Source organism: Brevibacterium senegalense, assembly GCF_000285835.1.
Taxonomy (GTDB): Bacteria; Actinomycetota; Actinomycetes; order Actinomycetales; family Brevibacteriaceae; genus Brevibacterium; species Brevibacterium senegalense.
In genome coordinates this window covers 21,729-45,187 of record NZ_HE978606.1, presented here as the reverse complement: position 1 = coordinate 45,187, position 23,459 = coordinate 21,729, and the positions used below count along the sequence as shown (strand labels likewise).

Genomic DNA, 23,459 nt, shown 5'->3' with positions numbered 1-23,459 from the left:
GTCACTACATCCCACACACATGTTTCACATGAAACGCTGAATGCGGGTCGAAGAGGTCCCTACCTGTCTTCCGCACGCCACACTTTCGCGACAGAAAGGGCACATTCCCGGCTGTTTCACGTGAAACAGCCGCAGATGGACCCGAAAGAACCCTTCGTACAAATGGGCGCCCCGTACTCCGAATGAAGAGGATCTCGCCACCGCAGTCAGCAGAATGGAGAGGGGCGACTGTGTACCGGCAGCGCGAGTGTGCCGCCCAGTTGTGGGGACGCCCAGCCGTGTGGCTGTTGAGACACGTTGGGAACCGGACTGCAGACGGGATCATCAGGCGCGCCGGCTGGATTGGAGCACAACACACCGTGCACGTATGGCGGAGCCCGGAGAACTCGCTTTGGTCCGTCACGAGGAGCCGCCATTGATGCACGCTAGCCCTCTGAATGTCACCGTGTCTCCTCGCGCGCCCCGGACCCGGTCCACCTAGCCGGGACATGTCAGCTGCGAACCACTACACGACGTAGCGATCGGGACCTTCGATGACACCGTTTCACGTGAAACCCCGCTTCCCGCAGCTGAAGGCACGCCCACAGTGTCCACCCGGGACTCCCGACGTGTGGGTGGGCAGCCCGCAAGCGGGCACAAGTGCGGCTGAGAAGGCGCACCCGATTTCACTCAACCTGCTTCGCAGCGCCACCTCGACTGCACCCTGGTCTCGTCGTGATTCGCGGCTTCCGGCGCGTTCTGTTTCACGTGAAACGGAGGGGCGTCACCACTCCACAATGCGTGGTGCGATGCCGGTCTCACACACAACTGCTCCTGAAGAACGACCTCATACGTCCTCGCCCAGATGCAATGAGAGCCACCGAATGCGCCTGTTTCACGTGAAACAGGGAGCCGATCGATGGCGATCAGCAACATGGACCGGACTTGCGAGTGATGGAGCGGGACGGTGTACGTCTCAATCCGCGCCACGCACGCACGCCAGATCGTGCCGTGAACCTGCGTGCATGAGGACTGTCGACAGCGAGAGCCCACGGGTTCGCCGGTACCGCTGTGAGCCTCTCACCTGCGCTGATACACGTGAATGAGCGATGCCCCCGGTCCAAAGGACCAGGGGCATCGGTGCGCGTCACTCAGTGCGTCGACGATTCAGACGTCTGAGGAATCCAGACCCAGGAGAGTGAGAATCCGAGCAAGATCCTCACCGTTCGCAAACTCAACGGACAGCTTTCCCTTGCGCTTGCCCATGACAACGTTCACGCGCGTGTCGAGCCGATCGCCCAGATTGCGCGCCAGCTCGGCCAGCTCTGGATCGGCCTGTCGCGTTCCACGTGAAACGGTCAGACGATCCCCGCGGTTCAGAAGGATGACCGCTTCCTCAGTCGCCCGCACTGACAGGCCTTCCGCAACGACACGTTGCGCCAGCTGCTCCATGTCAGCACCATCGTTGAGGCCCAGCAGCGCACGCGCGTGCCCACTGGAGAGCACACCCGCCGCGACTCGACGCTGCACCATCGCCGGCAGCTTGAGCAGCCGGATGGTGTTCGAGATCTGCGGACGAGAGCGCCCGATGCGGTCGGACAGCTCCTCCTGCGTGCAGTTGAAGTCCTCCAGCAGCTGGGCGTAAGCCGCCGCCTCTTCCAGCGGGTTCAGATCGACGCGGTGCAGATTCTCCAGGAGCGCGTCGCGCAGCAGATCGTCGTCGGCAGTCGCGCGGACGATTGCGGGGATCGTCGTCCTCCCCGCCTCCTTCGACGCACGGTAGCGCCGCTCTCCCATGATCAGCTCATAGTGACCCGGCAGGTCGGGGCGGCGACGCACGACGACGGGCTGGAGCACACCGATCTCGCGGATGCTGGTGATGAGTTCGTCCAGAGCGTCCTCGTCGAAGACATCACGCGGCTGGCGGGGGTTAGGACGGATGAGGTCCAGGTCGATCTCACCGAACGTCGTCCCCGGCACGGGGACGAGGTCATCGGCATCCTCAAGTGCGGCATCGGCTTCCGCGTCATCGTCGATCGGATCAGCATCGGCAACTTCGGTGACAGCGCTCTCTGCGGCTTTCACGTCCGGCACGTCCGTTGGAGAGTTATCCACAGCCACTGGGGATACCGGCGCGTCGGTTGCCGCGCCGGCTGCACCGTTCAGGATGTCCACCGCATCCCCGGAATCTCCGGGATCCACCTGTCGGTCAGAGGGGTGCGTCCGGACGGTTTCACGTGAAACGTAGATACCATCCCGCGTCTCATCCACAGCGTCGTCCACAGGATCGGCGCCCGACTTCGTAGTCGCAGCAGCATCATGGATCGTGGCCGTGTTGCTCGATTCCTGAGTCGAATGACTCGCATCTCCGTTTCGATCGGATGTCGTTTGAGTGGTGTCGGTGTCGATCTGTGCTGTTGGATCCGCCGGTTCCGCCGCTTCTGCAGTGGACGCCGGGCTCGTACGCTTCCCACCGGCAGCCTTCGACCCGGACGTCTGTGCCGAGGACCTCGTGCCCGACGTCGCCTTCTTCGCCGAAGCGGACTTCGTGGTCGAAGCGGACTTCGTGGTCGATCCCGTCGAGGACTTCGGGGACGACTTCGCGCGTGTCGTGGAGCCCGTCTTTCCCGCGGCTGCACCGGCGGACGTCGTCCCCGCCTTCTTCGCCGGGGTCCTCGCGCCGGACGTCTGCTTCTGCGCGGCGCTGCGGGTCGTCGTCGACCTGCGGCTGGCCTGGGCCCTGCGCATCGACTCAGCGGGATCGGACGACTTCGCCTCCGCGGCCTGCGCGGCCTCCTGCTGTGTCACGTCCTCCGACCGCTCCCCACGGGGGAAGAAGACGTCCGAGGGCCGGCCGGTCTCCTGACTGGGGATCAGCGACCCCAGGCCCCGCCCCAGTCCGCGACGCTTCTCAGCCATTCCTGATTCCTCTCAGTGAGATCTCCTCGGCCGCCTCGCGATAGGACAGGGCGCCGGAGGAATTGGGTTCGTAGGTGACGACGGTCTTCCCGTAGCTGGGTGCCTCGGAGATCCGGACCGATCGGGGGATGACGGTCTCCAGCACCTGATCCTGGAAGTGTGTGCGGACCTCCTCCGCCACCTGCGCGCTCAAGCGCGTGCGCCCGTCGTACATCGTCAGCAGGACAGTGGAGATCCAGAGCTCCGGGTTGAGATGCTGCTGAATCATCTGGATGCTCTTGAGCAGCTGGCTCACACCCTCGAGGGCGTAGTACTCGCACTGGATGGGGATGAACACCTCGCGCGCCGCCACGAACGCGTTCACCGTCAGCAGGCCCAGGCTGGGCGGGCAGTCGATGAGCACGTAGTCGATGCGACTGCCGGACGCCTCGCGCTCGTCGAGGAATGCGGACAGTGCACGATGCAGGCGCATCTCGCGCGCGACCTTCGAGACGAGCTCGATCTCCGCGCCCGCGAGGTCGATGGTCGCGGGGACGCAGTGGAGGTTCTCGAACTCCGGCGACTGCTTCACGACCTGTGCGATCGAGTAGTCGTTGATGAGAACCTCATAGATCCCATCGACGCCCACGGAGTGGTCGATGCCCAGGGCCGTGCTGGCGTTGCCCTGCGGGTCGATGTCGACGACCAGGACCTCCAGCCCGTGCGTCGCGAGCGCGGCGGCGATGTTGACCGTCGTCGTCGTCTTCCCCACGCCGCCCTTCTGATTCGCGACCGTGAGGATCCGCGTCTGCTGGGGCTGGGGAAAGGAAGTCGATGCTAGTCGCTCGGCACGTCGATGATCCCGCGCGATCTGAGCGCCGAGCGGAGTCGACTCGTCCATAAGGGGCATGTGGAACACTCCGCATTCGCTGAAGCTGGGTACCGGGACAGTCTACGTCCCCACGGGGACTCAGCCCGGGAGCCCCGCCCAAGGGCGACCCCGTTCACCACCTGCGCAGGTCCGTCTCCCGGTCACGAGCGCCGCAGTTCCACCACCGTCGTGGGTGTGGGCAGGTCGTCCGCACCCAGGGAGTGGACGGTGGGACCCTGCAGACGCCTCTTGCGGATGAGGCGCGCGGCCTTGTCCAGCTCCGCCTGGACGGACGCGCCCTTGATCGCGAGGATCCGGCCCTCCGGCCCCAGGATGGGCACCGACCACTCGATGAGAGTCGTCATCGCCTTGACCGCGCGTGCCGTCACGACCGTGAACATCTCCTCGTCCACCAGGTCCTCGACGCGGGCACGGACGATCCGCACGTTTTCCAGCCCCAGATCCTGAACGACCATGCGCAGCCACTCGACGCGGCGCTCCATGCTCTCGATGAGCACGAAGGAGGCATCCGGGCGTGCCAGTGCCCAGGGGATCCCGGGCAGTCCTGCACCGGAGCCGATGTCGCCCACGACATCGCCCGGCTCCAGCAGGGAGGCGGCCACACCGCAGTTGAGGATGTGGCGGGTCCACAGACGGGGCAGCTCACGCGGACCGATGAGCCCCCACTCCACCCCGGTGGTCGCGAGGTGCTGCGCATAGCGCTCCGCCGCGTCCAGGTGGTCGCCGAACAGCGTGGCCGCGAACTCCGGGCGCTCTTCGACCTGATCGTCGATCACGCCGTGGGTCCCCTCGTCGCCCTGGATCCCGGCCGTGTTCCCGACCGGCCGGCCGTCGCCGCTCTCGTCCGGAGTGCTCACGCCGGGTGCACGACCACGTGGCGGCGGTCGCCCTCGCCCTCGGACTCCGACCGCACGCCGGCCTGGGCGACGACGTCGTGGACGACCTTGCGCTCGAAGCTGTTCATGGCACGCAGCGAGACGGGTTCGCCGCTGTCGCGGGCCTCGTCGACCGCCTTCTGCGCGACCTCGCGCAGGTCGTCCTTCCGACGGTCCCGGAAGCCGTCGATGTCGAGCATGAGCCACGACCGCTGACCGGTCTGCGTCTGCACGGTCAGTCGCGTGAGCTCCTGCAGTGCGGACAGCACCTGGCCGTCCCGCCCCACGAGGGGAGACAGCTCGTCGCCGCCGTCCTCGTTCACGATCGCGACCTGAGCGCGGCCGTCGGCCACGTCGATGTCGATGTCCCCGTCGAGGTCGACGATGTCGAGGAGCTCCTCGAGGTAGTCGGCGGCGATGTCGCCCTCCTCCTCGAGGATCTGCGTGCGGGTGCGACGGTCGCCGTCGGACTGCGCACCGTCCGCGGCCGCATCCGTGCTCGCGTCGACCGGCTGCTCCGCGTCCTCCACGGGTGACCGGTCCGTCGTCGTCTCCGTCGACTCACTCATCGTCGTTCCTCCCTGTCCTGCGGGTGGGGCGCGGTGCACACCGCCGCCCTCACTTCTTCCGCTTCTTCTGCTTCTGGCGCTTCGCACTCATCGGCTGCTGCCGCTGACCGCCCTGCTTCTTCGCATCGGCGTCGTCCTGAGCCTCGTCCTCGAGCTCGATCGGCTTGGCGCCCGGCAGCGGAGACTTCCCCTTGCGCGCACGGCGCTCCATGAGGTCGCGCTCAGCCTGCGAACCGGGGGTGGGCATGCTGCGGATGACGATCATCTGCTGCACCATCGTCCACGTGTTGGAGACCAGCCAGTAGATGAGGACACCCAGCGGGAAGTAGATGCCGCCGATGCCGAACACGACCGGCATGAGGTACAGCATCATCTTCTGCTGCTGCATGAACGGGTTGTCCAGAGCGGCTTCGGACATGTTCTTCGTCATCATCTGGCGCTGTGTCCAGAACTGGGTGCCCGCCATGATGACGATGAGGATCGCCGTGAGGACCTTCGTCATGATGTCGCCGGTGAGGAACGTCGACGACAGCGGGATCCCGAAGACGGTCGCACTGTCCATCTGGGTGGCCAGCTCGACCGTCATGCCGCCCACCGGGGTGATCTCGCCCGAGGCCATCCGCGGCACGTTGTTGATGACGCGGAACAGGCTCAGGAAGATCGGCATCTGGATGAGCAGCGGCAGGCACGACGCGAACGGGCTGGTGCCGTGCTTCTTGAAGAGGGCCTGCTGCTCCTCGACCATCGCCTGGCGCGAGAACTGATCCTTCTTGCCCTTGTACTTCGCCTGGAGCTTCTGCAGCTCCGGCTGGATCATCTGCATCTTGCGCTGCGACTTGATCTGACGCACGAAGAGGGGCACGAGTGCACCGCGGACCACCAGCGTGAGGCCTGCGATCGACAGCACCCACGTGAGGCCGTACGCGGGGTCCATACCCACCGCAGTCAGCAGCTCGTGGAACAGTGCGAGGATCCACGCGACCACCCACTGCAGGGGGTACAGCAGCGTATCGAAGAAGCCCATTCACTCTCCTCGGCCCGGCGCGGTCATCCGCAGCCCCGGCCCTTGTCAGTCTTTACCGCTCTTACATTCTGCCATTGTCGGGAGTGCCCTCCGGCCCCCAGATGCGCGCGCTGCGCCGCTGGAGCACGGAGCCCTCCACGTGGTCGACCCCGCCGCGCGAGAAGGGGTTGCAGCGCAGCACCCGCCACGCCGCCATGAGACCGCCCCGCACCGCTCCCTCGACCTCGAACGCATCGAGAGCGTACTTGGAGCAGCTGGGATAGTACCGACAGACGTCCCCGTAGAGGGGGGAGACGATCCGCCGGTAGAGACGCATGAACCACACGAAGGGCATGCGCGGCGCGATCCGCAGCGCGTATCCGACCCTCGCCGCACCGCCGGTGGGCGGCGCCGGCAGTGAGGACTCCGTATCCTCACCCGCGCGCACGGTCCCCACCCGTCCGGATGTCCCCGGTCTCCCGCTCGCTCTTCGCGCGCAACCGCTTGGTCGCCTGCGCCAGCGCACGATCCAGGGATCGTTCGAGGGTCGGGTAGTCCGCATCCGCTGCGGCCGGCAGCGCACGGATCACGAGGAGATCGCCCTCGCCCAGACCCGTCAGCCGCTGGGCCGCCCACGCGCGGGCCCGCCGCTTCACCCGGTTGCGGGTGACGGCGTTGCCCACGGCCTTGGAGACGACGAATCCCACGCGCGGGGCGTGGGATTCGCGGGTGTGCGCCAGGTGCGCAAGGACATGTCCGCTGGTCCCCTTCACGCCCCCGCGGAACGCGGTGTGGAAGTCGACCGGGGTGCGGAGCCTGTTCTCACGCGGCAGCACGGGAGGTCGTCACTGCCCGGAGGATCAGGCCGTGAGGGCGCGGCGCCCCTTGCGGCGACGGCCGGCGAGGATCGCGCGGCCCGCGCGGGTGCTCATGCGCTGGCGGAAGCCGTGCGTCTTGGCGCGCTTGCGGGTGTTGGGCTGGAAAGTATGCTTGCTCACTTCTTGCTCCATCGATCGTCATCAGCAGTGGGTACCACTGACTGCGGTTCCAGTTGCGGCGGGGCAGGCCGAACCACCGAGCTCATCGCTTCCGCGCACTGATGGAGTCGTCCGATCGCCACTCCTGCGTCGAGGGGAACACGGGGAAGTGCACACAGAACCGGCACGTACCGGGGCATGGACCCGCAACACAGGACACTCCATCGTAGGGGTGCCCCCAGACGCCGGTCAAACCGCCGTCGTGCGTCTCACACAGTCGACGCGCGTGCGAACAGAAGGCGAACGACGGGAGTCCCCCACCTGACACCCACTGCTCACAGACTTGTGCACAGCACCGGTGAACAAGACGGTCCACAAACGACACGGATGTGATTTCCACACAGTTCTCCACTGATGTGGATGATTCCGGTTCTCGCGTGGCCCTCATGCACATTCTGTGGAAAACTGTGTGGACGTCATGCGGGCCCCGATCCACAGGTGTGGGCGGACGCCGTTGGGGAATGACACGACATGCGGTTGCCGGGAGGACGAGGATGGATTCGACGCAGCACGATCCGGAGCAGATCTGGACCTCGGTCCTCACGAACCTGCTGAACGATCCGACCATCCTCAACCAGCACAAGGGCTTCCTGGCCGGCGCGATGCCCAAGGGCATGATCGGCGACTCCATCTATGTTCTCGCCGCCCCCTCGGAGCTGCACCGCCGGCATCTCGAGACGGACCTGCGCGAGCCCATCACGCGCGAGATCGGTGCTCTCGTGGGTCACGAGGTCACGCTCGCGATCGCCGTGGGCGCCGGCCTCACCGATCCCCCCGCAGACGCCCCCACCCCTCAGCCGCCCGTCGCACCGGCCCCCTCCGCGGTCGACGACACCCCCGCCGTCACCGCAGGTCCCGAGGACGGCGGCCCACCGCCCGCAGGGGTGGCCCCGGTCGGCTCCCCCGCCCGGCAGTGGGCAGCCCCACGGCCCCCGCCGTCGTCGGTTCTGCGGCGCCCGCCGCGGACCTCCCCACCGCCCCGGCTGCAGCCGGATCCGCTCCCGCCGCAGCCCCCGAGGGCGGGCACGCGCACGATCTACTGGCCTCCGAGCCGGAGCTGGGGCACGGGAGCGCACCCCAGCGGTGGGCGACCTCGCAGCAGGCGGCGACGACGACCTCGGCGACGTTCTCCCACACCGGCACCCCCGCGCCCCATGGACCGGACGGAGAGAGTTCCACGAGCCTGCTCAACCCCAAGTACACCTTCGACGCCTTCGTCGTGGGCGCATCGAACCGCTTCGCCCACGCCGCGGCCTTCGCCGTCGCGGAATCGCCGGCGAAGGCGTACAACCCCCTCTTCATCTACGGGGATTCGGGACTGGGGAAGACGCACCTCCTCCACGCGATCGGCCACTACTCGCAGCAGCTGTACCCGGAGATCCGGGTCCGCTACGTGTCCAGCGAGGAGTTCGTCAACGACTTCATCAACACGGTCGGCTCGCAGACGACGTCGAACACGCTGCGACCCGCGTTCCAGCGCCGCTACCGCGAGGTCGACATCCTCATGATCGACGACATCCAGTTCCTGCAGGGCAAGGACGCGACGATCGAGGAGTTCTTCCACACCTTCAACGCCCTGCACAACGAGGACAAGCAGGTCGTCATCACCGCCGACCACCCGCCCAAGATGCTCAAGGGCTTCGAGGAGCGCCTGCGGTCGCGATTCGAGTGGGGCCTGCTGACGGACGTCCAGCCGCCGGACCTGGAGACCCGGTTCGCGATCCTGCGGAACAAGGCGTTCACGGATCGCCTGGATGTGCCCTCGGACGTGCTCGAGTACATCGCCAGCCGCGTGTCCTCGAACATCCGCGAACTGGAGGGCGCGCTCATCCGCGTCACCGCCTTCGCGAACCTGAACGACCAGGTCATCGACGTGGGCCTGGCGGAGACGGTCCTCAAGGACTTCATCACCCAAGACGACACCCCGGAGATCACGGCCGCGGACATCATGGGGCAGACCGCCGCCTACTTCTCCCTCTCGATCGAGGACCTGCAGAGCGGCAGCCGGTCGCGCACGCTCACGACGGCTCGGCAGATCGCGATGTACCTGTGCCGTGAGCTCACGGATCTGTCGCTGCCCAAGATCGGCCAGGAGTTCGGCGGCCGCGACCACACGACCGTCATGCACGCGAACAAGAAGATCAAGACACAGATGGCGGAGCGGCGCGCGCTCTACACCCAAGTCACCGAACTCACGAATCGCATCAAACAGCAGCATCGACTCTGAAACGATGAATACACAGTTGTGGACAACTCTGTGGGAATCGCCGGTTCCCCCGTGGACCGCGTTCGGGACGGATCCGCGTTCGCCTGGTGACGCCTGTGGGTCACATCGATGTCATTACACATCCGTGCACCGGTCACCCCACGGTCGTGCACAGCGCGTCCACGGGCGGTGAGAGGGCTTCTGCCGCGGCTGCGTGCGGATCGCGGAGGTCCGTCCACAGGATCCACAGTGCCTACTACTGACAACTCTATTCATCCATGGCGATTCATCTGCTCGACCGCGCACGGCACACCACCCCGGACCATGTCATACGATTCACGTACAGCTGTAGCCGAGAGGCGGTGTGCGGATATGCATACCGCTCCCGACTCGATTCGAACATCGCTCTGCATGCCGGACTGCGGTTGTCAACGAACCACGCCGGTCGGCACTCACGTTCAGTGCGCGGTGTCCGGACCGTGGGGTAGAGTGCATTCCTGCCCGGCCGCCTGCTCGCGGGTGTCAGCGACAGGCTTCCGCCCACCAGAGGTCCCCGTGCGAACCGCAGGAGTGTCGTGAACGCAGCATCCGAGCAAGTGAAGTTCCGTGTCGAGCGCGATGTGCTCGCAGAAGCTGTCACCTGGACGACGAAGGCGCTGCCGCAGCGACCCGCGACACCCGTCCTCACCGGTGTGCTGATCACCGCAGAAGCGGACGGCACGGTCCGTCTGGCGGTCTTCGACTACGAGGTCTCCTCCCGCACGGAGTTCAGCGCGGAGGTCGAGGCACCGGGGACGTTCCTCGTCTCCGGTCGCCTGCTGGCGGACATCGCGAAGGCGCTGCCCAACCAGCAGGTCACGCTCGAGCTGAACGGCGGGAAGGTCGATCTCACCTGCGGCTCCTCGCGCTTCTCGCTCATGACGATGCCGGTTGACGAGTACCCGGCCCTGCCGCAGATCCCGGAGGCCACCGGCACCGTCGCGGCCGCGGAGTTCCAGCACGCCGTCTCACAGGTCTCGATCGCGACGTCCAAGGACGACACCGTCCCGATCCTCACGAGCGTCCGCGTCGAGATCGAGGGCGACCGCGTCGCGCTCCTGGCGACGGACCGCTACCGCCTGGCCGTCCGCGAGTTCACGTGGTCCCCGACCTCCCCGGACATCACCCGCAGCGCGCTGATCCGCGGCAAGACGCTCTCCGACGCGGCGAAGTCGATGGGAGGGGACGTCCAGATCGCGCTGTCGGAGTCCGGCGGCAAGGAGATGCTGGCGTTCGCCGCGAACGGCCGCGAGACCACGTCGCTGCTGGTCGAGGGCGACTACCCCAAGGTGCGCTCGCTGTTCCCCAAGGAGGCGCCGATCACCGCGGTCGTGGAGACCGCGGCACTGCGCGAGGCGGTCCGTCGCGTCGCTCTCGTCGCAGAGCGCAACACGCCCATCCGGTTCGAGTTCGCGGACGGCGCCATCACGCTGCGTGCGGGTGCCGGCGACGACGCGCAGGCCTCGGAGTCCCTGCCGGCGACGATCAACGGCGGCGACATCACGACGGGCTTCAACCCGCTCTTCATCTCCGAGGGCATCGCGCAGATCGACCACCCCCACGTCCGCTTCTCGATGACGGAGCCCAAGAAGTCCGTCGTCATCACCGGCCAGAAGGAGCTGGACGGCGAGCACGACGACTCGTACCGCTACCTGCTCATGCCGATCATCCGCTTCTGACTCTCTCCCGGACGGAGGTGGGACCTGCGTGTGGGTGAGCAGACTCGCACTGCGTGACTTCCGGTCGTACGAGTCGTTCGACCTGGATCTGGAGCGCGGGGTCACGACGTTCGTCGCCCCCAACGGCTGGGGCAAGACGAACCTGGTCGAGGCGATCGGCTACCTGTCGCGCCTGCGCTCCCACCGCGTCCCCCAGGATCTGCCGCTGGTCCGTGCCGGTCGTGAGCAGGCGATCGTCTCCGCCCGCGTCCACCGCGGGGAGCGGCACGTGACGGCGGAGGTCACGATCAAGGCGAAGGGCGCCAACCGCGCCCGCATCAACCGCAGTGGTGTGCGTGTCCGCGAGATCCTGGGCCTGGTCCCCTGCGTCGTCTTCGCCCCGGAGGACCTGGGGCTCGTCAAGGGAGACCCCGGCGAACGACGCGACTGGCTGGACTCGCTGCTGGTCGCCCGCAACCCGCGGTTCGCGGGCGTGCTGGTGGACTCTGACAAGGCGCTGCGGCAGCGCAATGCGCTGCTCAAGAGCCTCAAGGCCCATCCGGACAGCGGTCTGGAGGGCACCCTGGACATCTGGGACCGGGCCTTCGCCGAGGCCGCTGCCGCCCTGGTGGTGGGCCGGCGCCGCCTGCTGACGGACCTGGCTCCGCACATCGACGAGCACTTCTCCGGTCTGGCAGCGGACGCTCGGGAGGTCCGCCGTGAGGCGGTCGCCCGCTACAGCTCGCGGATCGACTACTCGGCGGTCGATCCGGAGGACGATGATGCGGTGGCCCGCACCGTCGATGTCATCGTTGAGGCAATCGTGTCGCGACGGGCGAAGGAGATCGACCGGGGTCTCACGCTCGTGGGTCCGCAGCGGGACGACGTCGAGCTGCTCATCGGGCAGACCCCGGCGAAGGGCTACGCCTCGCACGGCGAGAGCTGGTCGCTGGCGCTCGCGTTGCAGCTGGCCGGCTGGAACCTGCTGCGCTCGGACTCCGGCCACCCGGACGACCAGCCGATCCTCGTCCTGGACGATGTGTTCGCAGAGCTCGACACCGGCCGGCGGCGCCGCCTGGCGCACATCGTCGCGCAGGCGGAACAGGTGCTCATCACCGCCGCAGTGGGTTCGGAGATCCCGCAAGAACTGGTGGGGCGCACGGTGGACCTGACGGAAGTCTCCCCAGCGGCATGAGTGCGGAGCAGGAGACGGCAGGCGGCCTCGGCGCCGAGGATCGGACGCGGGCACCGCTGTCCGGAGCAGCCATGGAGGCACTGGACCGGGCCCGTCGGATGGCGGACGTCGAGGCGCGGCCGGGGTCCGGCCGGTGGCGGGGCAGCGGCGACGGTCGGCGCGACGCGGCGGAGCGGGACCCCAGCGGGCGTCCCGGACAGGTCGCCTACACCGGGTCCGGGACGGATCCGCGGGATCCGCGGTCCGTGGGAGGGCTTTTCGCGAAGCTGGCGCACCGGCGCGGGTGGGAGTCCAGTCTGGACGTCGCGCAGGTGACGAGTCGCTGGCCGGAACTGGTGGGACCGGACGTGGCCGCGCACTGCGTCGTCGAGCGCTTCGAACCGCCCACGCTGGTCGTGCGCACCTCGTCGACGACGTGGGCGACGCAGCTGCGGATCCTCAAGGACGGGCTGCTGGACAAGATCGAGCGACAGATGGGCCGGCGCGTGGTCGAGGACATCGAGATCCACGGTCCCGTCCAGCGTTCCTTCACTCGGGGCAGGAAGAGTGTGCGGGGACGGGGACCCAGGGACACGTGGGGGTGACGGCATGGAGATGCGCGCGAGCGCCGGGCTGAGCGGAGTGGGCGCGGGCCTGCTGGAACGACTGGAGGGGAACGAACTGTGGGCGCTGGGCGCGGCGGCCGTGCTCATCGCCGGTCTCCTTGTCGTGCCGCGCGGTGTCTGGAAGGTGACCGGCGTGTGGGTCACGATGATCCACGAGCTGGGGCACGCGCTGGCCGGTGCCGTGCGCGGGAGGACGGGGATGCGGATCCGCGTGAACGCGGACCACTCGGGCCTCACGACCTCGACGGGACGGGCGGACTCCGTCGCCTGGACGAGCTTCTGGGGCTACCCCGCACCTCCGCTGGCGGGCGCGCTCATGGTGGGTGCGGCCGTCGCCGGCTGGACGACCGGGGCGTCCGCGTGGATGACCGTCGCCGTGGTCGTGGTGCTGGTCGGATCGGTGCTGGCCCTCCTCTTCATGCGCGGCGCCATCGCGGTGGCGTCGACGCTGGCGGGCATAGCGGGGACCGCCGCCCTGCTGCTATGGGCGCCGGAGTCCGTCACGATCCTCGTCCTCCTGGTCGCGGGCCTCTTCGAGTGGGCCGGCGGCATCCGTGCGATCGCGAACCTGTCCGGCCTGCACCTCAAGCGACGGGCCCGCGACTCCGACGCCGCGGTGCTGGGCCGGCTCACCCCGCTGCCCGCGGTCCTCTGGATCGGCGTCTTCTGGGTGCTGGCGCTGGCCCCGGCCGCGCTGGTGGTCGCCGTGGCGCTCCGGTGACGCCCGCCACACCCCACTGCGCCCGGCGGCCGCCACGTCCTATGCTCGTGGGGTGGACGACACGAACCAGAGGAGCTCCATGCGCTATGCCAGCAGTGTCACCGACCTGATCGGGCGGACACCGCTCGTCCGCCTCAACCGGGTGACGGAGGGCATCGGGGCGACCGTCCTCGCGAAGGCGGAGTTCTTCAACCCCGGCGGCTCCGTGAAGGACCGCATCGCCCGGAAGATCATCGACGCGGCGGAGGCGGCGGGCGACCTGCGGCCCGGCGGCACGATCGTCGAGCCCACCAGTGGCAACACCGGGGTGGGACTGGCGCTCATCGCCCAGCAGCGCGGCTACCGCTGCATCTTCGTCTGCCCGGACAAGGTCTCCGAGGACAAGCGCGCGACGCTGCGAGCCTACGGCGCCGAAGTCGTGGTCGTCCCCTCGACCGTCCCCCCGGAAGATCCCCAGTCCTACTACTCCGTCTCCGACCGCCTGGCGGCGGAGATCCCCGGCGGCTACAAGCCGGACCAGTTCTCCAACCAGAACGGACCGCTCAGCCACTACGAGTCGACGGGCCCGGAGATCTGGGAGGACACGGACGGGCGGATCACGCACTTCATCGTGGGCGCCGGCACTGGCGGCACGGTCAGCGGCACGGGCCGCTACCTCAAGGAGGCGAGCGACGGCACCGTCCAGGTGGTCGTCGCGGACCCGCAGGGCTCGATCTACGCCGGCGGCGAGGCGCACCCCTACGACGTCGAGGGGGTGGGCGAGGACTACATCCCGGACACCTACGACGCGTCGATCCCCGACGCCTTCGAGACGGTCACGGATGCCGAGTCCTTCGCGATGGCGCGCCGCCTGGCCCGCGAGGAGGGCCTCCTGGTGGGCGGCTCCAGCGGGATGGCGGTCGTCGCCGCGCTACGGGTGGCGCGCACGCTGCCGGACGACGCGGTCGTCGTCGTGCTGCTGCCGGACTCCGGCCGCGGCTACATGGGCAAGGTCTTCAGCGATGAGTGGATGGTCGAGCGCGGTCACATGACCGCAGAAGGAGCTCAGAAGTGAGCGAGCAGACGGGCAGCACCCCCACCGCAGGCGCCCAGGGTTTCGACACCCTGGCGATCCACGCCGGCCAGGCGCACGATCCGACGACCGGCGCGGTCATCCCACCGCTGCACGTGTCGTCGACCTACGCTCAGGACGGGATCGGCGGGCTGCGCGGCGGCTACGAGTACGGCCGCAGCGCGAACCCCACGCGCACCGCGCTGCAGACGCAGCTGGCCGCGCTGGAGGGCGGCGAGTTCGGCCTGTCCTTCGCCTCCGGCCTGGCCGCGGAGGACGCGCTGCTGCGCGCCGTCCTCACCCCCGGCGACACCGTCCTCATGGGCAACGACGTCTACGGCGGCACTCACCGCCTGGTCGATAGGATCCTGGGCCCGTGGGGCATCACCCTGCGCATCGTCGACATGACCGACGCCGAGGCCGTGGCCGCCTCCCTGCAGGAGGCGCCCGCCCAGGTGCTCTGGGTCGAGACTCCGTCGAATCCGCTCATGGGGATCGCGGACATCGCGCGCCTGACGCAGATCGGCCACGACGCGGGCGCCCTCGTCGTCGTCGACAACACCTTCGCCTCGCCCGCCCTGCAGCGGCCCCTGCTGCTGGGCGCGGACGTCGTCGTCCACTCGACGACGAAGTACCTGGGCGGACACTCGGACGTGGTGGGCGGAGCACTCGTGACGAACGACGCGGGCATCGCGGAGAAGGCGGGCTTCCAGCAGTTCGCCGCCGGCGCCATCAGCGGACCGCATGACGCGTTCCTCACGACCCGCGGTCTCAAGACCCTCGCGATCCGCATGGAGCGCCACAGCGCGAACGCGGGCCTGGTCGCGGGCTTCCTGGACCGCCACGACGCGGTCGACACCGTCTACTACCCGGGCCTCGAGTCGCATCCGGGTCACGCGATCGCGCGGTCGCAGATGAGCGGCTTCGGCGGCATGGTGTCGCTGCACCTGGCGGACGGCGCGACGGCTCGCCGCTTCGCGGAGTCGCTCACGCTCTTCACCCTCGCGGAGTCGCTGGGCGGCGTCGAATCGCTCGTCAACTACCCGGACGCGATGACGCACGCCTCCGTCCGCGGCACGGAACTGGCGGTGCCGGAGGGCGTCGTGCGCCTGTCCGTGGGCATCGAGACGGTCGACGATCTGCTGGCGGATCTGGAGCAGGCGCTGGGTCGTCTCTGAGACTCTTCGACGGACGCCGCACACGCGATTCTGAGGCATCGGGACCCCTGGGGTTGAGATTCCCCTCGCACCAGGGGAGACAAATCGGAGAAAGGGGCCTTCTGAGGCCTGTGGATCCGCACTCCGGGTGACGGGACGCGCTAGAATCGGGGGCAAGAGCCCTGTCACCCACTGCACGCGTGCGCGCACGCGATGAGGAGTTCCATGTCAGCCGACCAGACGCCGCACTATGAAGCGGGGGACATCACCGTCCTCGAGGGACTCGAGGCGGTGCGCAAGAGGCCCGGCATGTACATCGGCTCCACCTCGGAGCGCGGCCTGCATCATCTGGTCCAGGAGATCGTCGACAACTCGGTCGACGAGGCGATGGCGGGATACGCCTCGCACATCGAGGTCACGATTCTCGAGGACGGCGGCGTCCGGGTCGTCGACGACGGCCGCGGCATCCCGGTCGCGATGCACCCCACGGAGGGCATCCCCACGCTGCAGGTCGTCCTCACGATCCTGCACGCCGGCGGCAAGTTCGGCGGTGGCGGCTACGCGGTCTCCGGCGGTCTGCACGGTGTGGGCTCGTCCGTCGTCAACGCGCTGTCGGTCCGCCTGGACGCGGAGGTGCACCGCGACGGGCACGTGTGGCGGCAGGACTACCGCCGCGGCGAGCCCACGGGTGAGATCGTCAAGGGCGAGGAGACGGACCGCACGGGCACCGTCATCACGTTCTGGCCGGACGACGAGATCTTCGAGACGACGGAGTTCTCGTTCGAGGTGCTGCGCTCCCGGTTCCAGCAGATGGCGTTCCTCAACAAGGGCCTGCGGATCACGCTGGAGGACCAGCGCAAGGCGGAGGTGGACCCGGACGAGGTGGGTCTCGACGAGGGGGAGGCCTCCCTGGACGGCGACGCTCCGGAGGCGGAGTCGAAGCCCAAGCAGGTCTCCTACCGCTACGACGACGGTCTGCTGGACTACGTCGCGCACATCAACCGGATGAAGAAGTCGGAGACGGTCAACGACACGATCATCGCGTTCGAGGCGGAGGACCCGGACCAGATGATCGCGCTCGAGATCGCGATGCAGTGGACGACCTCGTACTCGGAGTCCGTGCACACCTTCGCGAACACGATCTCGACCCACGAGGGCGGCACCCACGAGGAGGGCTTCCGCACGGCACTCACCTCGCTGGTGAACGCCTATGCGCGGGACCAGAAGATCCTGCGGGAGAAGGACCCCAACCTCACCGGCGACGACATCCGCGAGGGACTGACCGCGGTCGTGTCGATCAAGCTGGGCGAGCCGCAGTTCGAGGGGCAGACGAAGACGAAGCTGGGCAACTCGGAGGCGAAGACCTTCGTCCAGCGCGTGGTCCGCGATGAGTTCGGCCACTGGATGGAGTCGAACCCGGTGCAGGCGAAGGAGGTCGTGCGCAAGGCGTCGCAGGCCGCCCAGGCCCGCCTGGCCGCCCGCAAGGCGCGCGAGGCGACCCGTCGCAAGGGCCTGCTGGAGGCCGGCGGCATGCCCGGCAAGCTCAAGGACTGCCAGGCGAAGGACCCGACGATCTCTGAGGTGTTCATCGTCGAGGGCGACTCCGCCGGCGGCTCCGCGACGCAGGGCCGCGACCCGCACACGCAGGCGATCCTCCCGCTGCGCGGCAAGATCCTGAACGTGGAGAAGGCCCGCCTCGACCGGGCGCTGGGCAACGCGGAGATCCAGGCGATGATCACCGCGTTCGGCACCGGGATCGGCGAGGAGTTCGACATCGAGAAGCTCCGCTACCACAAGATCGTCCTCATGGCGGATGCGGACGTCGACGGCCAGCACATCACGACGCTGCTGCTCACGTTCATCTTCCGCTACATGAAGCCGCTGGTGGAGGGCGGGTACGTGTACCTCGCGACACCTCCCCTCTACCGCCTCAAGTGGTCGAACGCCGCGCACGAGTTCGCCTACTCCGACCGCGAGCGCGACGGACTGCTGGAGGCCGGCCGCGCGGCCGGCAAGCGCCTGCCCAAGGAGCTGGCGATCCAGCGCTACAAGGGTCTGGGTGAGATGAACTACCAGGAGCTGTGGGAGACGACGATGAATCCCGACCACCGCCTCCTCAAACAGGTCACCCTCGACGACGCCGCGCAGTCGGACGAGATCTTCACCGTCCTCATGGGTGACGACGTGGACTCCCGGCGCCGCTTCATCCAGGAGAACGCGAAGGACGTCCGCTTCCTCGACATCTGAGGCGAGTGCGCCCGAGGCCCCGGCCGGGACCTCGGGCCCGCCTCCGTCCCAGCCCGTGACTGAAGAGAGATGAGCCCCCGTGGCAGACGAGCAGAACCCCACCCCCCAGCAGGATCCGGACCAGACCCCGGAGGTCCCGGCCGAGGGCACCGTGCTGGACCGGGTCGACTCCGTCGACCTCAACATGGAGATGCAGCGCTCCTACCTCGACTACGCGATGAGCGTGATCGTGGGCCGCGCGCTGCCGGACGTGCGCGACGGCCTCAAGCCGGTGCACCGCCGCATCCTCTACGCGATGTACGACGGCGGGTACCGGCCGGACCGGAACTTCTCGAAGTGCTCGCGCGTCGTGGGCGACGTCATGGGCCAGTACCATCCGCACGGCGACACCGCGATCTACGACGCGATGGTCCGCCTGGTGCAGGGCTGGGTCATGCGCTACCCGCTGGTCGCGGGCCAGGGCAACTTCGGGTCGCCCGGCGATGACGGCGCGGCCGCTCCCCGATACACGGAGTGCAAGATGGCTCCGCTCGCACTCGAGATGGTGCGGGACATCGAAGAGGAGACCGTCGACTTCCAGGACAACTACGACGGTCGCAACCAGGAACCGATGTACATGCCGTCGCGGTTCCCCAACCTGCTGGTGAACGGCTCGTCCGGCATCGCGGTGGGCATGGCGACGAACATCCCGCCCCACAACCTGCGCGAGGTGGCCCAGGGCGCCCAGTGGCTGCTGGCGCACCCGGAGGCCACGAACGAGGAGGCGCTCGAGGCGCTCCTGGGCATCATCAAGGGCCCGGACTTCCCGTCCGGCGCCACGGTCCTGGGCCGCGGCGGCATCGAGGACGCGTACCGGACCGGCCGCGGCTCGATCACCCAGCGCGCCGTCGTCGAGGTCGAGGAGATCCAGGGCCGCACGTGCCTGGTCGTCACCGAGCTGCCCTACATGGTCAACCCAGACACGCTGGCGGCGAAGATCGCCTCGTACGTGCGCGACGGCAAGGTCGCAGGCATCGCGGACCTGCGCGACGAGTCGTCCGGTCGCACCGGCCAGCGCCTCGTCATCGTCCTCAAGCGGGACGCCGTCGCGAAGGTCGTCCTCAACAACCTGTACAAGCACACGCAGCTGCAGGAGAACTTCTCCGCCAACATGCTGGCACTGGTCGACAACGTGCCGCGCACGCTGTCGATCGACGCGTTCCTGCGCCTGTGGGTCAAGCACCAGATCGACGTGATCGTGCGCCGCACCCGGTACCGCCTGCGCAAGGCGGAGGAGCGGGCGCACATCCTGCGCGGCTACCTCAAGGCGCTGAATGCACTGGACGCGGTCATCGCGCTCATCCGCCGCTCCCCCAACTCGGACGAGGCGCGCACGGGCCTCATGGAGCTGCTGGACGTCGACGAGATCCAGGCGAACGCGATCCTGGACCTGCAGCTGCGCCGGCTCGCCGCCCTCGAGCGCCTCCGGATCGAGGAGGAGGCGCAGAAGATCGAGGAGCAGATCAAGGACTACAAGGAGATCCTCGACACCCCGGAGCGCCAGCGCGCGATCGTGTCGGAGGAGCTCGCGGAGATCGTCGACCGATACGGCGACGACCGCCGCACACGGATCCTCGCCGGTTTCGACGGCGACGTGAGCATGGAGGACCTCATCCCGGAGGAGGAGGTCGTCGTCACGATCACGCGCGGCGGGTACGTCAAGCGCACCCAGTCCGCGCTCTACCGGGCGCAGAACCGCGGCGGCAAGGGCGTCTCGGGCGCGAAACTGCGCGGAGACGACGTCGTCGACCAGTTCTTCGTCACCTCGACCCACAACTGGCTGCTGTTCTTCACGAACACCGGCCGGGTCTACCGGGCGAAGGGCTACGAGCTGCCGGAGGGCTCGCGTGACGCGAAGGGCCAGCACGTCGCGAACCTGCTGGCGCTGCAGCCGGCCGAGACGATCGCCCAGGTCCTGTCGATCAAGGACTACGACGAGGCCCAGTACCTGGCCCTCGCGACGAAGTCCGGCCTGGTCAAGAAGACGCGTCTGGCCGAGTACGACTCCAACCGCACCGGTGGCGTCATCGCGATCAACCTGCGCGAGATGGCCGACGGCCGTCCCGACGAGTTGGTGTCCGCCCGTCTGGTCGACGCGGAGGACCACCTCCTCCTCATCTCCCGCAAGGGCATGTCGATCAGGTTCGCGGCGGACGACGAGACGATCCGACCCACGGGGCGTGCGACCTCGGGCGTCACCGGCATGCGGTTCCGCGAGGACGACCGGCTGCTCACGATGGACACGGTCACCCCGGGCACGTATGTCTTCGTCGTGACGGAGGCCGGGTTCGCGAAGCGGACACCGGTCGAGGAGTACCGACTGCAGGGCCGCGGCGGCATGGGCATCAAGGTGGCGAAGATCACCGATCAGCGCGGCGACCTGGTGGGCGGTCTCATCGTGTCGGAGGGCGAAGAGGTCCTGGTCGTCATGGAGCGCGGTAAGGTGGTCCGGTCGAGTATCGACGGAGTGCCGGCCAAGGGCCGCAACACCATGGGCGTGGTCTTCGCGAAACCCGGCACGAAGGATCGCATCATCGCGGTCACCCGCGGCCCGGAGGAAGCCGTCGAGGACGAGGCGGAGAACGCGCCTCTCACCGACGCGGAAGCCGAAGCGGTCGTGGCGGAACTGTCCGATCCGGCTCCCCAGGAGCCGGGCGCCGACACCGAAGGTGAAGAGCAGCAGTGAGCGACAACGAGCAGAAGCCCGGCAAGGTCCTCCGCACCTCCAGCGGCCGCACGCGGCTGACGGCCAGCGGGGACCAGGACACCGGCGCGAAGTCCGGTGCCGGGACCTCGGGCGCCGGGAAGGCCGGCGGGTCCTCCGGCAGCGCTCCCACCGCGCACGTGCCGCAGCAGTCGGCCGGCGGGTCCGGATCGGCTGACACGAAGACGCGCGTGAGCGCGGGCTCCGGCCGGCGGTTCAGTGCGGGAGGCGACGGCGACGCCTCGGTGGGTGCGGCCTCGGGCCCGGACCACCGGGTGCAGCAGAAGTCCGCCGGCTCCGGCGGGGCCCGCCCGCAGGACGGTGTGACGGCGACGTCCAGCGGCGTCAAGATGACGGGCAAGTCCTCGAAGAAGGGCCCACGCACGGTCCGCCTCACGATCGCGAACATCGACCCGTGGTCGGTCATGAAGATGTCGTTCCTGCTGTCGCTCGCGATCGCGATCGCGATGCTCGTGGCGACGCTGGTGCTGTGGCTCGTGCTGCAGATGACCGGCGTCATGGGGAACATCGAGTCGACCCTGTCGGAGATCGCGGGTTCGGAGAGCGCGGATCAGCTGCTGGCGCTCGTGAGCCTGCCGCGCGTCATGGCGACCGCGTTCGTGCTGGGACTCGTGAACATCGTGCTCATGACGGCCCTGTCGACGCTCTTCGCGTTCCTCTACAACATCGGCGCGTCGATCGTGGGCGGATTCCACCTGACACTGACGGACGACTGACGTCGTCGGATCGGCCGGGACGTGTGATGCACTGCACGTCCCGGCCGATTGTGCGTTTCGGGCAGGTGACGGTAGAGTGGCTTCTCGGTTCGCAAGAATCACACGGGCCTATAGCTCAGGCGGTTAGAGCGCTTCGCTGATAACGAAGAGGTCAGAGGTTCAAGTCCTCTTAGGCCCACGCATCCAGGAGGGAGCGGCATGAGACGATTGCTCGCCCTGCTGGGGACTGCAGCTCTTGCAGTGGGGACTCTGGGAGTCCTCCGCAGCCGCAATCGCGGTCGGCAGGAGCAGTGGTCGCAGCACACCGATCCGGTGTAGGCTGTCTGCTCTCACGGGGGTATGGCGCAATTGGTAGCGCACCTGCTTTGCAAGCAGGGGGTTAGGGTTCGAGTCCCCTTACCTCCACTCGAGAAACTCGTGAGACAGTGGCTCGTTGGTAGATGAAGGCCTCGGCCCGGGAAACCGGCCGGGGCCTTCGTGTATGTGCGGGTGGGGATGCCAGACAGCCGATGGATGCGACGATGCGGTCGTGGGAATCGAGACGAGGAGCTGCTTGGCGTGAGTGACCTGGTGATCAGTGATGTGCGCCCCTGGGGTGGGGACCCTGTCGACGTGCGGGTGTCCGGTCGTCTCATCGCGGCGCTCGAGCCGCACGACCCGACGGCGGGACGCGCCGCGGGCGCTGAGGAGGACATAGTCGCGCACGTGAACGGTGCGGGACGGCTCCTGCTGCCGTCCTTCACGGATACGCATGTGCACCTCGACTCCACGCGGGTGGGGCTGCCGTTCGAACCGAACGAGGTCGAACGGCGCAGCCTCTGGTCCTTCATCCGGAACGACCGGGACAACTGGCGGAGTGCCGGGGCGTCCGTGACGGACCGGGCCACGCACACGCTGGGGCGCGCGATCGCGCACGGGATGACGCGGGCACGCAGTTACGCCCAGATCGATGCGGACTGCGGTCTGGAGCGGCTGGAGGGCGTTCTGGCCGCACGTGAGGCACATTCGGATCGCGCGGACGTGGAAGTCGTCGCCTTCCCCCAGGCCGGCCTCCTGGTGGAGCCCGGCGTCCCCGCGTTCATCGAGGAAGGACTGCGCAGCGGGGTCGACCTGGTGGGCGGCATCGATCCCTGCGCACTGGACAAGGATCCGCGCCGGCACCTCGACATCGTCTTCGAGCTGGCGGACCGGTACGGGGTGGGCGTCGACATCCACCTCCACGAGCCGGCGGAGTTGGGCCTCTTCAGCGCCCAGCAGATCATCGAGCGGGTGCGGGCACTCGACATGCGAGGGCGGGTGACGATCGCACACGCGTTCTTCCTTTCCGGGATCTCGGAGGGCCAGCGGGCACATGTGCTCTCCGAGCTCGTGGAGCTCGACATCGCAGTCACCACCGTGGCCCCCAGCGGTCGCGGCACGCTGCCCTTGCTGGAGATCCTCGACGCGGGCGTGCGGATCGGGCTGGGCCAGGACGGGCAGCGCGACTACTGGTCGCCGTACGGCAATACGGACATGCTGGACCGCACCTGGCAGTTGGCCTTCACGAACGGCCTGCGCCGTGATTCCGACATCGAGCGCGCTCTCGAGACCGCGACCCTGGGTGGGGCGCGCGTGATCGATCCGTCCCTCAGCCGGACGAGCTCACGTGGTGTGGGTGTGGGCGATGCGGCCGACCTCGTGCTGGTCCCCGGCGAGTATCCCGCGTCCGCCGTCATGGACCGCCCCGGCGACCGCACGGTGATCCACGCCGGCCGCATCGTGTCCGAGGCCGGGGAGCTTCTCTGAGGAGACGCTCCAGGGACCGGTAGTCGAGAGAGCCGGAAACGGCCCTGCTCCCCGGTCGGTAC

The 23,459-nt window shown here is 68.2% G+C and carries 20 protein-coding genes and 2 tRNA genes; 14 read left to right on the top strand and 8 right to left on the bottom strand.

All coding sequences use genetic code 11. From position 1 onward, the window contains the following. Positions 1–1,146 precede the first annotated feature (1,146 nt). Entirely contained in the window at positions 1,147–2,250 is a 1,104-nt protein-coding gene (locus HGBR_RS21090; protein WP_425358363.1) for a ParB/RepB/Spo0J family partition protein, read from the bottom strand. A gap of 241 nt (positions 2,251–2,491) precedes the next feature. On the opposite strand from HGBR_RS21090, the gene HGBR_RS21085 reads away from it, so the two are divergent. After that, the gene (locus HGBR_RS21085) at positions 2,492–2,845 is read left to right on the top strand and encodes a hypothetical protein (RefSeq protein ID WP_315968871.1); all 354 of its coding nucleotides are present in this window, start codon (positions 2,492–2,494) and stop codon (positions 2,843–2,845) included. A gap of 45 nt (positions 2,846–2,890) precedes the next feature. On the opposite strand, the gene HGBR_RS11940 is transcribed toward HGBR_RS21085, so the two are convergent. The 7 genes from HGBR_RS11940 to rpmH form a co-directional block, all read right to left on the bottom strand. Next, a complete protein-coding gene (locus tag HGBR_RS11940) occupies positions 2,891–3,787 on the bottom strand; it encodes a ParA family protein (protein ID WP_026077560.1) in 897 nt (298 codons plus the stop codon). 122 nt (positions 3,788–3,909) lie between these two features. Further along, positions 3,910–4,626 (bottom strand): 16S rRNA (guanine(527)-N(7))-methyltransferase RsmG, encoded by a 717-nt coding sequence (rsmG, locus tag HGBR_RS11935; protein ID WP_019159573.1) that lies wholly within the window; start codon positions 4,624–4,626, stop codon positions 3,910–3,912. Then, entirely contained in the window at positions 4,623–5,213 is a 591-nt protein-coding gene (locus HGBR_RS11930; RefSeq protein ID WP_019159572.1) for a Jag family protein, read from the bottom strand. The genes rsmG and HGBR_RS11930 overlap by 4 nt, the downstream gene beginning before the upstream one ends. Positions 5,214–5,262: 49 nt before the next feature. After that, positions 5,263–6,237, bottom strand: coding sequence for a membrane protein insertase YidC (gene yidC / locus HGBR_RS11925; RefSeq protein ID WP_019159571.1), 975 nt, complete (start codon positions 6,235–6,237; stop codon positions 5,263–5,265). Between the two features lie 61 nt (positions 6,238–6,298). Beyond that, the gene (gene yidD / locus HGBR_RS19575; RefSeq protein ID WP_173390448.1) at positions 6,299–6,664 is read right to left on the bottom strand and encodes a membrane protein insertion efficiency factor YidD; all 366 of its coding nucleotides are present in this window, start codon (positions 6,662–6,664) and stop codon (positions 6,299–6,301) included. Continuing rightward, positions 6,651–7,052, bottom strand: coding sequence for a ribonuclease P protein component (rnpA, locus tag HGBR_RS17740; protein ID WP_019159569.1), 402 nt, complete (start codon positions 7,050–7,052; stop codon positions 6,651–6,653). The genes yidD and rnpA overlap by 14 nt, the downstream gene beginning before the upstream one ends. 24 nt (positions 7,053–7,076) lie before the next feature. Then, positions 7,077–7,214, bottom strand: coding sequence for a 50S ribosomal protein L34 (gene rpmH, locus HGBR_RS11910; protein ID WP_026077559.1), 138 nt, complete (start codon positions 7,212–7,214; stop codon positions 7,077–7,079). 457 nt (positions 7,215–7,671) lie between these two features. On the opposite strand from rpmH, the gene dnaA reads away from it, so the two are divergent. The 13 genes from dnaA to HGBR_RS11845 all read left to right on the top strand — a co-directional run bounded on the left by dnaA (position 7,672) and on the right by HGBR_RS11845 (position 23,397). Beyond that, positions 7,672–9,480, top strand: coding sequence for a chromosomal replication initiator protein DnaA (gene dnaA / locus HGBR_RS11905; protein WP_083882884.1), 1,809 nt, complete (start codon positions 7,672–7,674; stop codon positions 9,478–9,480). A 554-nt stretch (positions 9,481–10,034) separates the two neighbouring features. Next, entirely contained in the window at positions 10,035–11,177 is a 1,143-nt protein-coding gene (gene dnaN / locus HGBR_RS11900) for a DNA polymerase III subunit beta (RefSeq protein WP_019159566.1), read from the top strand. A 28-nt stretch (positions 11,178–11,205) separates the two neighbouring features. After that, positions 11,206–12,351, top strand: a complete 1,146-nt coding sequence (recF, locus tag HGBR_RS11895) for a DNA replication/repair protein RecF (RefSeq protein WP_019159565.1) — start codon at positions 11,206–11,208, stop codon at positions 12,349–12,351. Then, on the top strand, positions 12,348–12,935 hold the full coding sequence (locus tag HGBR_RS11890; protein ID WP_019159564.1) for a DciA family protein: 588 nt from the start codon (positions 12,348–12,350) through the stop codon (positions 12,933–12,935). The genes recF and HGBR_RS11890 overlap by 4 nt, the downstream gene beginning before the upstream one ends. 4 nt (positions 12,936–12,939) lie before the next feature. Further along, a complete protein-coding gene (locus HGBR_RS11885; RefSeq protein WP_019159563.1) occupies positions 12,940–13,677 on the top strand; it encodes a M50 family metallopeptidase in 738 nt (245 codons plus the stop codon). Between the two features lie 79 nt (positions 13,678–13,756). Beyond that, entirely contained in the window at positions 13,757–14,731 is a 975-nt protein-coding gene (locus tag HGBR_RS11880) for a pyridoxal-phosphate dependent enzyme (protein WP_019159562.1), read from the top strand. Beyond that, entirely contained in the window at positions 14,728–15,906 is a 1,179-nt protein-coding gene (locus HGBR_RS11875) for a cystathionine gamma-synthase (protein WP_019159561.1), read from the top strand. Before HGBR_RS11880 ends, HGBR_RS11875 begins: the two co-directional genes overlap by 4 nt. Positions 15,907–16,110: 204 nt before the next feature. Next, positions 16,111–18,132, top strand: a complete 2,022-nt coding sequence (gene gyrB / locus HGBR_RS11870) for a DNA topoisomerase (ATP-hydrolyzing) subunit B (protein ID WP_019159560.1) — start codon at positions 16,111–16,113, stop codon at positions 18,130–18,132. Between the two features lie 79 nt (positions 18,133–18,211). Then, positions 18,212–20,857, top strand: a complete 2,646-nt coding sequence (gyrA, locus tag HGBR_RS11865) for a DNA gyrase subunit A (RefSeq protein WP_019159559.1) — start codon at positions 18,212–18,214, stop codon at positions 20,855–20,857. Next, on the top strand, positions 20,854–21,612 hold the full coding sequence (locus HGBR_RS20860) for a DUF3566 domain-containing protein (RefSeq protein WP_019159558.1): 759 nt from the start codon (positions 20,854–20,856) through the stop codon (positions 21,610–21,612). Before gyrA ends, HGBR_RS20860 begins: the two co-directional genes overlap by 4 nt. 104 nt (positions 21,613–21,716) lie before the next feature. Further along, positions 21,717–21,790 (top strand) — tRNA-Ile (locus HGBR_RS11855). A gap of 155 nt (positions 21,791–21,945) precedes the next feature. Continuing rightward, positions 21,946–22,017: transfer RNA gene (locus HGBR_RS11850), tRNA-Ala, on the top strand. 153 nt (positions 22,018–22,170) lie between these two features. Beyond that, positions 22,171–23,397, top strand: coding sequence for an amidohydrolase family protein (locus HGBR_RS11845; protein ID WP_019159557.1), 1,227 nt, complete (start codon positions 22,171–22,173; stop codon positions 23,395–23,397). Positions 23,398–23,459: the final 62 nt, after the last annotated feature.

Bases quoted from the DNA above. Each gene is read 5' to 3' on its own strand.
- HGBR_RS11940 (WP_026077560.1), bottom strand. From the start codon at position 3,787: ATGCCCCTTATGGACGAGTCGACTCCGCTCGGCGCTCAGATCGCGCGG.
- HGBR_RS11930 (WP_019159572.1), bottom strand. From the start codon at position 5,213: ATGAGTGAGTCGACGGAGACGACGACGGACCGGTCACCCGTGGAGGAC.
- yidC (WP_019159571.1), bottom strand. From the start codon at position 6,237: ATGGGCTTCTTCGATACGCTGCTGTACCCCCTGCAGTGGGTGGTCGCG.
- dnaA (WP_083882884.1), top strand. From the start codon at position 7,672: ATGCGGGCCCCGATCCACAGGTGTGGGCGGACGCCGTTGGGGAATGAC.
- HGBR_RS11890 (WP_019159564.1), top strand. From the start codon at position 12,348: ATGAGTGCGGAGCAGGAGACGGCAGGCGGCCTCGGCGCCGAGGATCGG.
- HGBR_RS11885 (WP_019159563.1), top strand. From the start codon at position 12,940: ATGGAGATGCGCGCGAGCGCCGGGCTGAGCGGAGTGGGCGCGGGCCTG.
- HGBR_RS11880 (WP_019159562.1), top strand. From the start codon at position 13,757: ATGCGCTATGCCAGCAGTGTCACCGACCTGATCGGGCGGACACCGCTC.
- gyrB (WP_019159560.1), top strand. From the start codon at position 16,111: ATGTCAGCCGACCAGACGCCGCACTATGAAGCGGGGGACATCACCGTC.